This is a genomic window from Nocardiopsis prasina DSM 43845, from assembly GCF_000341265.1.
GTDB classification, from domain to species: domain Bacteria; phylum Actinomycetota; class Actinomycetes; order Streptosporangiales; family Streptosporangiaceae; genus Nocardiopsis; species Nocardiopsis prasina.
In genome coordinates this window covers 24,337-38,920 of sequence record NZ_ANAE01000140.1, presented here as the reverse complement: position 1 = coordinate 38,920, position 14,584 = coordinate 24,337, and the positions used below count along the sequence as shown (strand labels likewise).

Genomic DNA, 14,584 nt, shown 5'->3' with positions numbered 1-14,584 from the left:
CCGTGAGTTCTCGGGGCGGACGGGCGCCACGCGGGCGCCGTCGCCGTTCATGCGCGCGAGCGGCGCAGGATCCAGATCAGGTAGGGGCCGCCGACCAGGGCGATCATGAGTCCCGCCGGGACCTGCGCGGGGGCGATGAGGGTGCGGCCCAGGGTGTCGGCGACGCAGACCAGCAGCGCACCGGAGACCATCGCCACCGGCACACTCCGTGCGTGCCGGGCCCCGACCAGGGCGCGCGCCAGATGGGGAGCCACGAGCCCGACGAAGCCGACCACCCCCACCGCGACCACACTGACGGCGGCCAGGACGGCGGCGACGGTCAGCAGGGCCAGCCTGGTCCGGCCCACCCGCATGCCGAGGACGCGCGGGGTGTCCTCGTCCACCGCCAGCAGGTCCAGGTGGCGGCTCAGCACCAGCACCAGCGGTGTCGCCACGAGCAGGACCACGGCGACGGGCAGGACGTCGGGCAGGGTCCGGCCGTACGTGGTCCCGGACAGCCATGTGAAGATGCGCGGTGTCTGCCAGGGATCGGCGCGCAGCAGGAGGAACGTGGTGACGGCGCTCAGGCTGTACCCGCACCCGATGCCGATCAGGACGAAGCGGTCCGGGCGCAGCGCGCCCCGCCAGGCGAGTACGCAGATCAGGGCGAAGGTGGCCAGGCCCGTCAGTACCGCCATCGTGGTGAGCGAGGCCACGCCCCCGGCCGGGTTGGAGGTCACGACGATCACCGCGCCCAGGCCCGCCCCGGCGGTGATGCCCAGCAGGCCGGGCTCCGCGAGGGGGTTGCGCACGGTGCCCTGGACGACACTTCCGGCCAGGGCGAGCGCGGCTCCCGCGAGGACGGCGGCGGCCACACGCGGAAACCGATCGTCCAGGGCCCGGCCGACCAGGTCCGGGGCGGTCCCCTGGAACCAGAGCGCGAGGTCCCCTGTGCGGAGCCACAGGCTGCCAGCGAGCACGCCGACCAGTGCGGCCGCCGCCAACAGGGCGGCCACCACGAGCAGGACCACCACGAACCGCCGTGTGGAGCGCGGACCGGCCCCCGCCCCCGGTGGGCGGCGGAGCGGGCCCGCGTCGCGCAGGCGCAGGGCCAGCACGACGATGAGGAGGCCGCCGAGCAGCGCCGTGGGCACGCCGGTGGGAATGGAGGCGGCGCCCTCGGCGCCCATCAGCGCGCGCAGGGACGCGTCCGCGAGCAGGATCAGCGCGGCGCCGAGCAGCCCGGAGACGGTCACCAGGAACAGGTGCCGGTGCAGGGCGGGAACGCGGGAGGCGATCAGCCGCGCCAGTACGGGGGCGCCGAGCCCGACGAAGGCGATCGGACCGGCGAGCGTCACCGACGCACCCGTCAGGATCACCGCGCAGACCACCGCCGTGATCCGGGTGGAGCGCACGGGGACACCGAGTGAGGACGCGGTGTCCTCGCCCAGCCCGAGGACGTCCAGCCGACGGCTCAGCAGCAGCGCCACCACCAGCACCGCCACGATGAGCGGCATCGCGCGCAGGGACGCGTCGACGTTGAGCTGGGCGAGGGATCCGCTGCCCCAGGCGAAGAGCCCGGTGGTGTTCTCCTTGAACAGGATCAGCAGCATCCCGGTGGCCGCGTCCAGGGCCATCGCCAGCGCCGAACCCGCCAGCACCAGCCGTGTGGTGGCGGTTCCGGCGGCGCTGCCCGCGATCGCCAGCACGAGTGCCGCCGCCAGCAGGCCGCCGCCGAAGGCCACCAGGCCCGACGCCCAGAGCGGCACGGCGAGGCCGAACGAGGCGACCAGGGTCAGCGAGAAGTAGGAGCCCGCCGTGACCGCGAGCGTGTCGGGGGAGGCCAGCGGGTTGCGTGTGACGGACTGGAGGAGTGCCCCGGCCACGCCCAGGGCGAAGCCCACGGCCACACCGGCGAACAGGCGGGGGAGCCGCGAACCCTCCAGCACGTGGCCGACGGGCACCCCGCTGACCTCCTCCCGGTCTCCCGCGAGGAACCGTACGAGGTCCCACCACCCCACACCTGAGGTGCCCTGCGTGAGGTGCCACAGGCCCAGCGCGCAGATCGCGGTGACCAGCGCCGTGACCACCGCGGCCCCGGCGGCCCCGCCGCGCGGGCCGGGGCCCGGGGACGGAACCGGCCGGGGCCCGGCGGAACGGAGTTCGCCCATTACCGCGTGAGGGAGTCGACGAAGGCGTCGATGGCCTGGGCGGTCGAACGCGGGCCGCCCGCGCCCCACACCCTCGGGGGGAAGGCGTGCGCCCGCTCCTCCTTGACGGCCGGGAGGGAGGTCCAGATCGGGTTCTTCTCCAGCTCCTCCACGTAGCCGCCGACACCCTCGTCGTTGGCGTAGAAGAGGGTGGCCTCACCCACGGCGGTCAGGCCCTCGACATCGGTCTGCGCGAGACCGTAGGAGGGGTCGACGCCGCCGTCGCCGTAGGCGTCGTTGATGTCGTCGGTCCAGGCGGAGGTCATCCCGAGCTCCTCGCCGAGCGCGGTGAACAGGGCGCCCTGACCATAGGGGCGGATGGTGAGGTTGCCGCCCTGGAGCCATCCGTCGAAGAACAGGAAGTCGGTGGTGGGGAGGTCGACGTCGGCCACCTGCTCGCGGGCCCCGGCCAGGTGGTCCTCGAACTCCCGAACGACCTCGTCGGCCCGTTCGGTGCGGCCGGTCGCCTCACCGATCATCTCGAAGACGTCCAGCATGTTGCCGATGGGGTCGGCCGGGTCGGCGCCGCGGGTGACGAGGACCGGCACGCCGCGCTCCTCCAGACGGGCGATGATCTCGTCGTCGGGTCCGGCGGCCTCCACGACCACGAGGTCGGGGTCCTGCGCGTACAGGGTGTCGAGGTCGGGCTCCTCGCGGTTGCCGATGTCCGTCACTCCCTCGGGCAGCTCCTCCGCGCTCACCCACGTGCTGTAGCCCTCGGGGTCGGCCACGGCCACCGGGGTGACGCACAGCGTGAGGGCGTCCTCGACCTGCTGCCACTCCAGGACCGCGACGCGTTCGGCGGGCTGGTCGAGTTCCACCTCCCGGCCGACGCCGTCGGTCAGCGTCACCGGGTCGGTCGAGGTGGCCGTGGCGTCCTCGGCGCAGTCCTCCGAAGGGGGCGCCGCGAGGGCCTCGGGCTCGGTCTCGTCGACACTGGTCGTGCCGCACCCCGAAGCGATCAGGGCGACGGCCACGGCGGTGAGGGTCGCGAGTCTGCTGGCACTGGTCATGGTGGGTTCTCTCTGCTTCGAACTGCTCTGGGGACTTCGCTGAGGGGTGGGGACGCCGGGCACGGGCAAACGGGGGGCGGTGCCGGTCAGGAAGGGGAGGACCTACCGGTGGGCCGGGTGACGGCCGACCGGGTCCATGCGGAGCCGGCCGGTGGGGTCCCGGGTGACCTCGATCCGGAGGCCGTAGACCTCGCTGAGGTTGTCGGTGGTGAGCACTTCGGAGGGCGGTCCCTCGGCGTGCGCGCGACCGGAGCTCAACAGCAGCACCCGGTCCGCGACGCGAGCGGCGTGGTCCAGGTCGTGCAGGACGACCCCGACCGCGACCCCGTGGTCCTCGGCCAGGTCCCGGATCAGGTCGAGGGTCTCGATCTGGTAGCGCAGGTCCAGGTGGTTCGTGGGTTCGTCGAGCAGCACCACTCCGGTGTCCTGGGACAGGCAGGCGGCGAGCCAGACGCGTTGCATCTCCCCACCGGAGAGCTGCCCGGCGGCCCGGTCGGCCATGTCCCGCACCCCGGTGACCCGCATCGCGCGTTCGATCGCTTCCCGGTCCTCGGCGGACGGGCCCGCGAAACCGCGGCGGTGGGGGTGGCGACCGAAGGCGACGACCTCGCTCACCGTCAGTCCCTCCGGCACGGGCCGGGACTGGGCGAAGAGGGTGACCTCCCGGGCGAACCGGCGTGCGCTGAGCAGGGACACCGGACGGTCCGGCGCACCGTCGCCGCCTCCGAGTGTCACCTGGCCGCCGTCGACACGGTGGAGGCGGGCCAGTGCGCGCAGGAGGGTGGACTTTCCGCTGCCGTTCGGTCCGACCAGTGCGGTGACCTGACCGGTGGTCAGGGTCAGCGAGGTTCCGTGGACGACGGTGGTCCCGCCGTAGCGCAGGACGAGCCGGTCCCCGTTCAGGGCGCTCACGCGCGGCGCGGTGCTCGGCGCACCACCCGCCAGAAGAGTGTGGCGCATCGGACGTGAGCAGGGCCGACGCAGCAAGAAGTTAGGTTAGCCTTCACTCACTCAGAATAGGTTCGGGTGCGTCCTGGCTGCAATCAGGACATCCGGACAGCCGATACGGAGAACCGGTCACTGCCCGCGTGAGTGACCCGTGAACGCGCCCGGGGTCGTGCCCATCACGCGTCGGAAAGCGTCGATGAACGTGCTGGTCTGGGCGTATCCGAGCAGTTCGGAGACCTCCTGGACCTCGTTTCCCTCGCTGAGCAGCGCCAGGGCCCGGTGGACGCGCAGTGACTGTCGCCACTGCGCGAAGGACAGACCCGTGGAGGCGCGGAACACACGAGTGATCGTGCGGGGGCTGGTTCCCAGGCCGCGCGCCCACTCCTCCAGTGAACGGTCGTCCGAGGGATCCGCCATGAGTGCCCCGGCGATGCTGTCGGCGCGGGCGTCGCCCGGCAGTCGCAGTGCCAGGCGCGGAGCGGTCGGCTCCAGCAGGTCGAACACGACCGCCTCCGCCCGCGAACGCGCCCCGGTGCCGATGTCCGTCCGGGCCAGGTGGATCAGCAGCGACTCCAGCGCCGGGGTCATCGCGATGGCCGTCGGCTCCGCGAAGGCGAGGGGCGTGCGGTCCGGGGAGAAGAAGGCGTTGTGCAGCCCGGCTCCGGCCGTCAACCGACCCGTGTGCACCTCACCGGCGGGCACCCAGAGCCCGCATCCCGCCGAGACGGTGAACAGGCGGTCTCCCGCACGGGCGGTCAGCGCTCCTTGGCGCACCCACACCAGCTCGTGTGCCGGATGCGCGTGCGGCTCCCACTCCGTGGGTCCTCCCGGCTCGTGCGACTCGGAGACGATCACGAAGGGGGAGGGTGCTCCCTCGGGCAGTGCGGAGGCCCGGCGCAGACGGGTCCTGGGCTCACGGCGCCAGGCCCCCGCCCCGGCGCCCTCGGAGGCCACGGCGAACTCGGTCACACCCACTGGCGCCCCACTCCCTCCGCTCCGGGAAGCCACCGCCGACGACCTGCGCCGACACCGTAAAAATAGCCGAATTCCCCCAGGTCATCACATCGGGGTCGGCACACGCGCACTTCGGGTGCGGGTGGTTCCCGGAGGGGGCACACGGGTCAGGTCGTGGTGCTCCCCTGCCCGCTCCGGTGGCGCACCAGTTGGGCGAGCAGGGCCAGAACGGGCAGTTCCAGGAGTGGTCCGACCACCAGGGCGACCGCGATGAGCGGCCGGTCGGGGAAGGCCGCGACCGCGATCGCCAGAGCGATGGGCGAGTTGCGGGCGGTGGTGACCATGGTCAGGGCCACCCTCTGGTCGGCGGGCAGACGCGCCAGCCGGGACAGACCGACCGCGACCAGCGGCAGGACCACGAAGAACACCGCCAACGGGAGGAGCAGCGCGAACAGGTCGCCGAGGTGTTCCAGGACGGTGCGCGCCTGCCAGGCGAACATCGCGAACACGGCCGCGTACAGCAGCGGTAGCACCAGGCGCCCGGCCGGTCCGGTCACGTGGCGCTCGCGCCAGTCGGCGTCCCGGAACCGGGCCGCTCCCCACCGGACCAGGACCGCCACAGCCAGCGGCACCACCAGCACGAGCAGGACCGCCTCGGCGAGGGTGCCCGCGTCGACCATGGCGGCCCGCCCGCCCAGCAGCAGCACGTACACCGGCAGCAGGGCCAGCTGGAGGACCAGGTTGACCGGTAGCAGGGCGGCGGCGATACCGGTGTGGCCCCGCGCCATGGCGGTGAAGACCAGGTACCAGTCCGTGCAGGGGGTGACCAGCAGCAACAGCAGACCGATGCGCAGGTCCGGCTGCCCGCCGAGCAGGCCCGCGCCCAGGGCCCAAGCCAGTGCCGGGGTGAACACGAAGTTCAGGACCAGGCTGAGGACCACCAGGGTCCTGGCCCGCCGGACCTCGCCCACGTGGGCGGCGTCCATCTGCACGAACACGGCGGCGAGCATCACGAGCAGCGCGGGCAGCACCACGTGTTCGGCCGCCGGGCCGATCGGCACCAGCAGCCCCGCCACCAGGCCGGCCACGGCGGCCAGGGCCACGAACAGGCTCTGGAGGCGTTCGGCGATCGACATCGGTCAGGTTCCGTTCACAGTGCGGCGAGGAAGTCCAGGAGGGCCCGGTTGACCTCCTCGGGGCGTTCCTGCTGGGTCCAGTGGCCGCAGCCGGGCAGAGTCAGGTCGGTGTGGAGCTTAGGAGCGATCAGGGTGAGCGCCGCGCGGAGTTCGGGCACGCCCCGGAGGGCGGAGACCATGTCGCGGTCGCCCACCGCGTACAGTGCCGGAACCTCGATGCGCAGCCCCTGGAACGCGGCCATCAGGCCCTGGTTGCGGTCGATGTTGCGGTACCAGTCGAGGGGGCCGGTGAAGGCGTCCGGTGCCGCGTAGTCCCCGGCGAACACCTCGACGTCCTCGGCGGTGAGCCACGCGGGCAGCTCCTCCGGCTCGGGCAGGGTGTCGATCAGCCGTACCCCCTCGGGGACGACCCACGGCCGCGGCGGGCTGGCCCCGGAGGCCCCCACCAGGATCCGCCGCAGCGTCGAGGCCGGGTCCGCCGACATCTCGGCGTCGGCTCGGCCGGGCTCCTGGAAGTAGGCCTGGTAGTAGCCCTCGCCGTAGGCACGGCGAGAGGACTCGACGGAGGGCAGCCCGGCGGGCGGCAGCGGCGGAACGCTGAGCCCGGCCACGGCACGGACCAGATCGGGCCGCAGCAGCGCCGTGGTCCACGCGACCACCGCTCCCCAGTCGTGGCCGACCACCACGGCCTCCTCGGCGCCGAGCGCGCCGATCAGCGCGGTGACGTCGCCGACCAGGTGCGGCAGTGTGTACTCCTCCGAGCTGGGCGCACGGTCGCTTCGAGCGTACCCGCGCTGGTCGGGGGCGACCACCCGGTACCCGGCGTCGGCGAGGGCGGCGAACTGGTGCCGCCAGGAGTACCAGCTCTCCGGGAACCCGTGCAGCAGCAGGACCAGTGGTCCCTCGCCCTGTTCGGCGACGTGCAGGCGGAGGCCGTTCACCTCGACGTGGTGGTGCTGGACGCTCAACGCGACTCCTCTCGTACCCCCGCCGGGAAACCCGACGAGGGGGACCGGACCGGCGGGGGTCAGCCTAGGGGAGCGGGGCGGACGTCGGCACGCCGCCGCCGCCCCGGTCCGGGGACCCGCGGTCGGCTGGGGGAACGATCACCGGGGTGCCCGACTCCGGGGCGGTGAGCCCCGAGGGCTCCACCGGGAACACCTCGTGGAGCGCGCCTGCGCCACCACTTCGGACGGCGGCCCCTGTGCGCCGACGCGGCCCGCCCGCATGGCCACGACGTGGAGGGCGTACCGGAGGGCCGGGTCGGGGTCGAAGGGCACCATGGTGCCGCCGCGCTCCCGGGTGGCGGCGGCACTACCCCTCCCCGGCCACCCGGGGCAGTCGAACCCACGGGCCGGGCCGCGTGCGGGACCCGGTTCAGCGTTCGCGGTTGAAGGCCCAGACCGACAGCGGGGCGAACACCGTGACCAGCGCGGCCGACCAGACCAGCGTGAGGGCGACCGAGTCACCCGCCGGGGTGCCGGTCAGCAGGGCTCGGGCGGCGTCCATGGCGTGGGTGACCGGGTTGGCCCCGGCCCAGGCCCGCAGCCAGTCCGGCAGGGTCTCGACCGGCGCGGCCATGCTGGTGCCCAGCAGCAGCGGCAGGATCGCCACGAAGGTGATGGCCATGACGGCTCCCTCGTCGCGCAGCAGCACGCCCAGGAACACCATCACCCAGCTCAGGCCGAATCCGAAGCCGATGGCCAGCGCGCAGGCGGCGATCGCGGAACCGGGGTCGGTCTCCACGCGAAAGCCCATCAGGTGCCCGATCGCGAACAGGACCAGCACCGTGACGAGGTAGCGGACCAGGTCGGCCAGGACGGAGCCGAGCAGAGGGGCCGAGCGGCCGATGGGCAGACTCCGGAAGCGGTCGTAGACGCCCTTCTTCATGTCGATGTTGATGGTCAGTCCCGACGAGAGCATTCCAGCGATGCCCGCGCCCATCACCAGGACGCCCGGGAAGAGGTACTGGAGGTAGGCGCCGGTGGAGCCGGACACCGACCCGCCGAACAGGTACACGAACAGGATCATGAACAGGGCCGGGGTCATCACGCCGTTCACGAGCGAACCCGGGTTGCGCAGGGATTTGGCCAGGCCGCGCCGGGCCAGCACCAGGCTGTGCCGGACGAGGGGCGCGGGGCGAGGGGCGGCCGTTCGTGTCTCGACGGTGCTCATGCGGCGGACTCCTTCTCCGTGTCGGTGTTCCGGGGTGCTCCGGTCAGCGCGAAGAACACCTCGTCGAGGCTGGGCAGGTGCAGGGAGAACTCGGTCACCGTGATCCCCCGCTCCCGCAGTTCCCCGGCCACGTCCCAGGCCGAGGAGTCACCCTCGACCGGGACGGACAGGGTGTGGCGGGTGTGCTCGGGTTCACGGCCCGTGACCCGCCGCATGACCTCCGCGGCCTCCTCGGCTCGAAGGGGGTCGGCGGTCCGGAGGGAAACGGCCTGCCCGCCCACCACGCGTTTGAGTTCGGCGGGCGTGCCGTCGGCGATCACGCGGCCCCGGTCGATCACCGCGATCTCGTCGGCGAGGGCGTCGGCCTCCTCCAGGTACTGCGTGGTGAGCAGCACGGTGGTCCCCTCCGCCGTGAGTTCGCGGACCATCCGCCACAGGTCCTCGCGCCGTCCGGGGTCGAGCCCTACGGAGGGTTCGTCGAGGAAGACCACGCTGGGCCGCCCCACCAGGCTGGCCGCCAGGTCCAGGCGGCGCCGCATGCCTCCGGAGTAGGTGGTGACGGGGCGCCGGGCGGCTTCGGTGAGCCCGAAGCGGGTCAGGAGGTGGTCCGCGCGGGCGTGGGCCTCTCCTCTTCGCAGGTCCAGGAGTTGACCCAGGAGCACCAGGTTGGCGTGACCGGAGAGTTCGTCGTCGACCATCGAACCCTGGCCGGTCAGTCCGATCAGGCGGCGTGCCCTTGGTGCCTCGCGTACGACGTCGAAGCCGCCGACCGAGGCGGTGCCCTCGTCCGGGCGGGCGAGGGTGGCCAGGACACGGACGGCGGTGGTCTTGCCCGCGCCGTTGGGGCCCAGGACGCCCAGGACCGACCCGGGCCGGGCGGCCAGGTCGACCCCGGACAGCGCGGTCGTCCGGCCGAACCGTTTGACCAGGCCGCGGGCCTGGAACGCGTATTCAGGCATGATTCACTCCCTCTTCCGGAAGTTCAGATGATGTTGTCATTTGGATGTTGAGGGTATCTGAGTGCTGCTGGTATCTCAACGTAGGATGGGGGGACCGAGACGAGGAGGAAGATGGTCCGGCTCAGCAGGGCACAGCAGCAGGAGGCCAACAGGGCGCGCGTGCTCGTGGCGGCGCGCGAGGAGTTCGCCGAACGCGGCTTCCGCGAGACCAAGATCGACCGCATCGCGGACCGCGCCGACCTGACGCGGGGCGCCGTCTATTCCAACTTCCCGGGCAAACGCGCCCTGTACTTCGCCGTGCTGGCCGAGGCCGCCGAGCGCGAACCCCTGGCCGAGGCCGCGGAGCCTGTCGGCGACGCCCCCCGGGCCCTGGGTGCCTTCGCTCGCGCGTGGGTGGCCCGCCTGCCCCTCACCGGCACCGACGATCGGGTCGGGGCCGAACTCATGGCCGAGGTGACCGCCGACCCACGCGTGAGCCGGGTGTTCGCGCAGGCCACGGCGGTGCAGGCGATTCTGCTCGGACGCGCATTGGAGAGTCTGGCCCCCGAGTCCCCTGCGGGTCGGCGCCGGGTCAGGGTCGCCGAGAGCGTGCTCACCAGCCTGCACGGGGCCGGGCAGTTGGCCGCGGCGGCTCCCGGGTTCGTCGACCCCTTCACGGTCATCCGGTCCTGCGAACGCCTGGCCGGGGTGGACCTGGACGACGGTTGGCCCCTGCCGCACATCGCCCACGTCCCGGACGCCCGCCCCGTGGACGAACCCTGGTCGGCACCCACCGCGCGCGACGTCCTGCACGGTGAGCGGTTCCCGGTCGAGGACGGGATCGTGGCGGTGTTGGGGCTGCACCGGTTGGAGGCAGTGGAGGAGGCACTGCGCGCCGTCTCCGAGGACGTTCCGGTGACGATCGTGCCCGTCACCTCCGAACCCGCCGAACTCCTTCCCCTGGTCCGGCTGGTCCTGGCCGAACTCCGCTCCTGCCTGTTCTCGTCCTTTCCCGCCGGGGCCTGGGCGGGGCCGAGGATCGTGCTCGACCCGGGGCTGGCCCTGGCGGTCGGCGTCACCGACCCGCACGACGACACCGAGAGCGCGCTCCGTCTGCACCGTGGCCGGGTCGTCGCCCGATCCGAGGGGCGCGGTGCGGCCCACGCGGTGGGCGCCCTGGTTCCGCAGGGAGGCGCGAGGAAGGGCGGGAACGGGGCTCGGACCGCTCGCTGATCGAGGGGACCGCCGGGGGTGCCGTGCGTAACCGGTGAAGGGTGCTCTCGCCCGCCGGGGCGTCGGAGGGCCGCACGGGGTCCGCCTCGTCTGCTCACGGGTTCGGGTGCGGGATCGTCGAAGGTGTGGGTCATCGGTCCTCCCTGGGTCGTGGAGGGGGCGCGGGTGTCGCCAACCCCGCCTCTCGTCAATCTAGGTTGACTTCCCGAAAAAGTCAATCAAAGTTGACTCTCGTGGAGTGAGGGGCGAATCCACCGGTTTGACCTGCTAAGGGACACGCCAGTCGAAGGCTGGGAGAGCGGCGTCCCCGGTGCGACACTGGGGTGCGGAAGCCGGGGACCCCCGACCGGCCCGACCGGTGGGGGTGGGCATGGACGAGGAACACGACGAGGTACCGCTCGGGGAGAGCGAACTGCTGTTCCAGAACCTCGTCAGGTCAGTGCACGTCAGCGGCCCCATCGAGGTGCTGGAGGCCGCCGACCGCTACGGAGCGGCGATCGGCCTCGGCAAGATCACCGTCCACCTCGTGGACCTGCAACAGCGCCTGCTGGTTCCGCTCACCGGGGGACCCATCCTCGACGTGGAGACCACCGTCGCCGGGGAGACCTACCGCTCCGACACCCTGCGACTCGCGGAGGGCGGCGCGGACGCGCTCAGTCTGTGGCTCCCGCTCAAGGACGGTGCCGACCGCATCGGGGTCGTGCACATCCGCACCTCCTGGCTCGACGAACCCACGCTCCGCCGTTGCCAGACCCTTGCCGCCCTGCTCGCCCTGGTCATCACGTCCAAACGCGCGTACAGCGACACCTACGTGCGCCGCACCCGCGCCCGGGACGTGCAGCTGCGCGCCGAGATGCTGCGCGCCTTCCTCCCGCCCCGCACCCTCGGAACCCGGCGCGGGGTCTCCACCGCCGTCCTCGAACCCGCCTACGAACTGGGTGGTGACGCCTTCGACCACTCCCTCACCCGCGACACCCTGCACGCCGTCATCCTGGACGCCATGGGCCACGACCTCGCCTCAGGCCTGACCGCGTCGGTCGCCATGGCGGGGGCACGCAGCGCCCGCCGCAACGGGGCCGACCTCGCCGAACTCACCGAGAACGTGGAACGCGCACTGGTCACCTGGCTCCCCGAGCGGTTCTGCACGGCCATCTTCGCCACCCTGGACCTGTCCACCGGCGTGTTCTCCTGGGCCAACTGCGCCCACCCCGCGCCGCTGCTCATCCGCCACCAGCGCCTGGTGGAGGGCGCCCTGGACCGCGCCCCCGAGCTCCCGCTCGGACTGGACGGGGTGGTCGCCGACACCACTGCGCGCACCGTCCACCACACCACCCTCGAACCCGGCGACCAGGTGCTGCTCTACACCGACGGCGTCACCGAGGCGCACGACAGCGACGGAAGGATGTTCGGGCTGGAGCGCTTCGCCGACTTCGTCATCAGAGCGGCCTCCGCCGACGAGCCCGCCCCCGAGACCCTGCGGCGCCTGATCCACGACATCCACGCACACCAGCGCGGCGGATTCACCGACGACGCCACCATCATGCTGCTGGAGTGGACCCCGGGCGGAGCGGTCCGGGGCCACCTCTGAGCCCCGGAGGGCTCACCAGAGGGCGAGGACCCGGCTGGGACCCCCGGAGGCGTCGAGCCCGGGCAGCACGCCCACCGTGATCAACGCCCCGCTCGGCGGGAGCCGGTCCAGCCCGGTCAGGGCCTCCAGTCCCCAGCGGTCCGCCCGCCCCACCACCTCATGGGCGGCGAAGTCCGTGGAGGAGCCGGGGTCCGTGCTGAGCGTGTCCACCCCGGTACCGGCGACGGCCCGCTGCGAGACCAGGAAGTCGCAGGCCTCGGGTGAGAAACCGGGGAAGTGCCAGGAGCCGTCCTCGGCCACGCCCCGGACGCGGTCGTCACCCTCCGACCAGCGTGCACTCCACCCCGAGCACATCAGGACCGCCGCCCCGGCGGGGATACGCCCGTGGACGCGCTCGTAGGCGTGGACGTCGTCCACCGTCACCGTCGTGTCGGGGTCCTCGGCGGCCCGGGCGCGGATGTCGATCACGGCGGCCGGGGCCACCAGCTCGGCCGGGTCGATGTCGGGCACGAGACGGCCCCCGCCGATCACGTGGCCGGGCGCGTCCAGGTGCGTCCCCGTGTGCTCGGTCATGCTCCACCGTTGCAGGTAGAGCCCGAACTCACCCGGGGCCGCGCTCGGGACGACGGTCTCCCGGACGGGCTTCTCCTCGTCCCACGACGGCATGTCGGGGGAGATGGTGTGGCTGAGGTCCACGACCCGCCGGAACCCCTTCGGCCAGGGGAGGGGGCTGACGGGCGCGGTCGGTGGCCCGGCGGGCGCCGCGTGCTCCGTTCGGGCCCTCACGGTCTCACCTGTTCCGTGCAAGCACATGGCGTCCCCTTCGTCGAGCGAGTCCCCGGGAGTGCCCTGGGGAGAGTCGGGTCAAAAGTAGCGGCTCGGGGAGGTCGGCGCCGAGCGAATTCGTTCACGGTCCCCACGGTCACCGGTGAGCGGGTCACGCACCGGCCCGCCACCGTCACGGCCGGGGAACCCGGTCAGGAACGTGCTGAGGGGACCGAGGGCAGGTTCCGGACCGGGCGCAGGAGCAGCAGGGCCAACCCCACCGCGACCGTCACGGTCCCGCCGACCAGCAGCACCGTCCGCGCCCCGAGGACCTCGGCGACCGGACCGGCCAGGGCCTGGCCCACCGGGAGCATCGCCAACGAACCGGCCACCTCGTAGGCGTGGATACGCCCCAGCACGGGGCCGGGAACCTGTGTCTGCACGCTGGTCATCCACATCACTCCCCAGAACCCCATGGCCGCGCCGCTCACCGCCGCGCCCAGCGCCAGCGCGGAAACCCCCAGCCCCAGCCCGACCGCCACCGAGTACGCGCCCGCCCCGAACAGCGCGATCGCTCCCACACGCAGGGGAAAACGCGGCCGGATCCGCATGGCGAGCACCCCGCCCAACGCCGTACCGCCCCCCAGTGCGGAGCTGACCAGCCCGAACGCCTGGGCGCCGTGCCCGAGGACGATCTCCGCCGAGGTCAGGGGGATCTGCGGACCCCACATGGTCACCATCAGAACCATCCACAGCAGGATCACCGACCACATCCAGGTCCGCGAACGGAACTCGTGCCACCCCTCCAGCAGGTCGGCCAGATACCCCGGCCCCTCACCCCGCCGCCGGGCGGGCTCGGGGAGCCGGATCAGCGCGAGCAACAGCGCCCCCACCGCGTAGGTGGCCGCGTGCACACCGAGGACCCCGGCCGCCGACACCACCGCCACCAGCAGCCCCGCCACTGCGGGGCCGACCAGCATCGCCAGCGCCTCCGCGGTGCGGATCACCCCGTTGGCGCCCTGCACGTCCCGGGCCACCCTCGGCACCACCGAGGCCACCCCTGGCTGGAACGCCCCGGCCGCGATCCCGTTGACCGCGCCGACCACGCAGATCTGCCACAGCACCACGTGCCCCGACAGGAAGAGGACGGCGGCGGTCCCCTGGGTGACCACGCGCACCAGGTCGGCGGCGACCATCATGCGGCGGGCGCCCCAGCGGTCGGAGAGCACCCCGCCGAAGGCCACGAACCCCACGAAGAAAGCCGAGAACGAGGCCATCGCCAGCCCGACACCGGCGGCCCCCATCCCGTGCGCGAGCAGCCCGGCCGCCAGCGCCACCGGGAGCATCCCGTCACCGGTCTTGGCCACCGCCCGCGCGGCGAAGAAGAGAGCGAAGTCCCGGGACCACAACCGGGGCCCGGCCTCCGTCTGTCGCTCCGGTCCTCCTGCCGCCCGGTCCAGCCCTTCCGTGGGTTCGCCACGCTCCATGGGAGCACCCTTCCGTCACCCCGCGCGCATCGTGAGGGCCCGTGCACCCTACCGGTCCAGACCAGTTCCCTCCAGAGGCTTCCCCCGCGAAATCCACCGACGGAAGCCGCCGCGATTCCCCTCCCCAACGGGAGCCCGGAACGATTGAATGGTGAGCC

At 72.8% G+C, this 14,584-nt stretch carries 12 protein-coding genes; 2 read left to right on the top strand and 10 right to left on the bottom strand.

All coding sequences use genetic code 11. The features are described from left to right. Window positions 1-47 precede the first annotated feature (47 nt). From D452_RS0115460 to D452_RS0115425, 8 genes are all read right to left on the bottom strand, one after another. On the bottom strand, window positions 48-2,150 hold the full coding sequence (locus D452_RS0115460; RefSeq protein ID WP_017545059.1) for an iron ABC transporter permease: 2,103 nt from the start codon (window positions 2,148-2,150) through the stop codon (window positions 48-50). Next, on the bottom strand, window positions 2,150-3,202 hold the full coding sequence (locus D452_RS0115455; RefSeq protein WP_017545058.1) for an iron-siderophore ABC transporter substrate-binding protein: 1,053 nt from the start codon (window positions 3,200-3,202) through the stop codon (window positions 2,150-2,152). The genes D452_RS0115460 and D452_RS0115455 overlap by 1 nt, the downstream gene beginning before the upstream one ends. A gap of 102 nt (window positions 3,203-3,304) precedes the next feature. Beyond that, window positions 3,305-4,114: an ABC transporter ATP-binding protein gene (locus tag D452_RS0115450; protein ID WP_017545057.1), complete on the bottom strand. Its 810-nt coding sequence runs from the start codon at window positions 4,112-4,114 to the stop codon at window positions 3,305-3,307. A 165-nt stretch (window positions 4,115-4,279) separates the two neighbouring features. Next, the gene (locus tag D452_RS0115445; RefSeq protein WP_017545056.1) at window positions 4,280-5,125 is read right to left on the bottom strand and encodes a helix-turn-helix transcriptional regulator; all 846 of its coding nucleotides are present in this window, start codon (window positions 5,123-5,125) and stop codon (window positions 4,280-4,282) included. A gap of 146 nt (window positions 5,126-5,271) precedes the next feature. Continuing rightward, window positions 5,272-6,240: an arsenic resistance protein gene (locus D452_RS0115440; RefSeq protein WP_017545055.1), complete on the bottom strand. Its 969-nt coding sequence runs from the start codon at window positions 6,238-6,240 to the stop codon at window positions 5,272-5,274. 14 nt (window positions 6,241-6,254) lie between these two features. Continuing rightward, the gene (locus tag D452_RS0115435) at window positions 6,255-7,208 is read right to left on the bottom strand and encodes an alpha/beta fold hydrolase (RefSeq protein WP_017545054.1); all 954 of its coding nucleotides are present in this window, start codon (window positions 7,206-7,208) and stop codon (window positions 6,255-6,257) included. A gap of 409 nt (window positions 7,209-7,617) precedes the next feature. Further along, the gene (locus D452_RS0115430) at window positions 7,618-8,415 is read right to left on the bottom strand and encodes an ABC transporter permease (RefSeq protein WP_017545053.1); all 798 of its coding nucleotides are present in this window, start codon (window positions 8,413-8,415) and stop codon (window positions 7,618-7,620) included. Next, complete coding sequence (locus D452_RS0115425) at window positions 8,412-9,374, bottom strand: daunorubicin resistance protein DrrA family ABC transporter ATP-binding protein (RefSeq protein ID WP_017545052.1); 963 nt, start codon at window positions 9,372-9,374, stop codon at window positions 8,412-8,414. Before D452_RS0115425 ends, D452_RS0115430 begins: the two co-directional genes overlap by 4 nt. Before the next feature lie 111 nt (window positions 9,375-9,485). Between D452_RS0115425 and D452_RS0115420 the strand changes: the two genes are divergently transcribed. Next, complete coding sequence (locus D452_RS0115420; protein WP_017545051.1) at window positions 9,486-10,586, top strand: TetR/AcrR family transcriptional regulator; 1,101 nt, start codon at window positions 9,486-9,488, stop codon at window positions 10,584-10,586. A 370-nt stretch (window positions 10,587-10,956) separates the two neighbouring features. Next, window positions 10,957-12,174 carry a PP2C family protein-serine/threonine phosphatase gene (locus tag D452_RS0115415; protein ID WP_026129346.1) on the top strand — a complete coding sequence of 406 codons (1,218 nt, stop codon included), beginning with the start codon at window positions 10,957-10,959 and terminating at the stop codon, window positions 12,172-12,174. 12 nt (window positions 12,175-12,186) lie between these two features. Here D452_RS0115415 and D452_RS0115410 read toward each other — a convergent pair whose 3' ends face one another. Together D452_RS0115410 and D452_RS0115405 are read right to left on the bottom strand one after the other, a co-directional pair. Continuing rightward, window positions 12,187-12,987, bottom strand: coding sequence for a cyclase family protein (locus D452_RS0115410; protein ID WP_026129345.1), 801 nt, complete (start codon window positions 12,985-12,987; stop codon window positions 12,187-12,189). Between the two features lie 164 nt (window positions 12,988-13,151). Beyond that, window positions 13,152-14,426 (bottom strand): MFS transporter, encoded by a 1,275-nt coding sequence (locus tag D452_RS0115405; protein WP_017545048.1) that lies wholly within the window; start codon window positions 14,424-14,426, stop codon window positions 13,152-13,154. Between the last annotated feature and the right edge of the window lie 158 nt (window positions 14,427-14,584).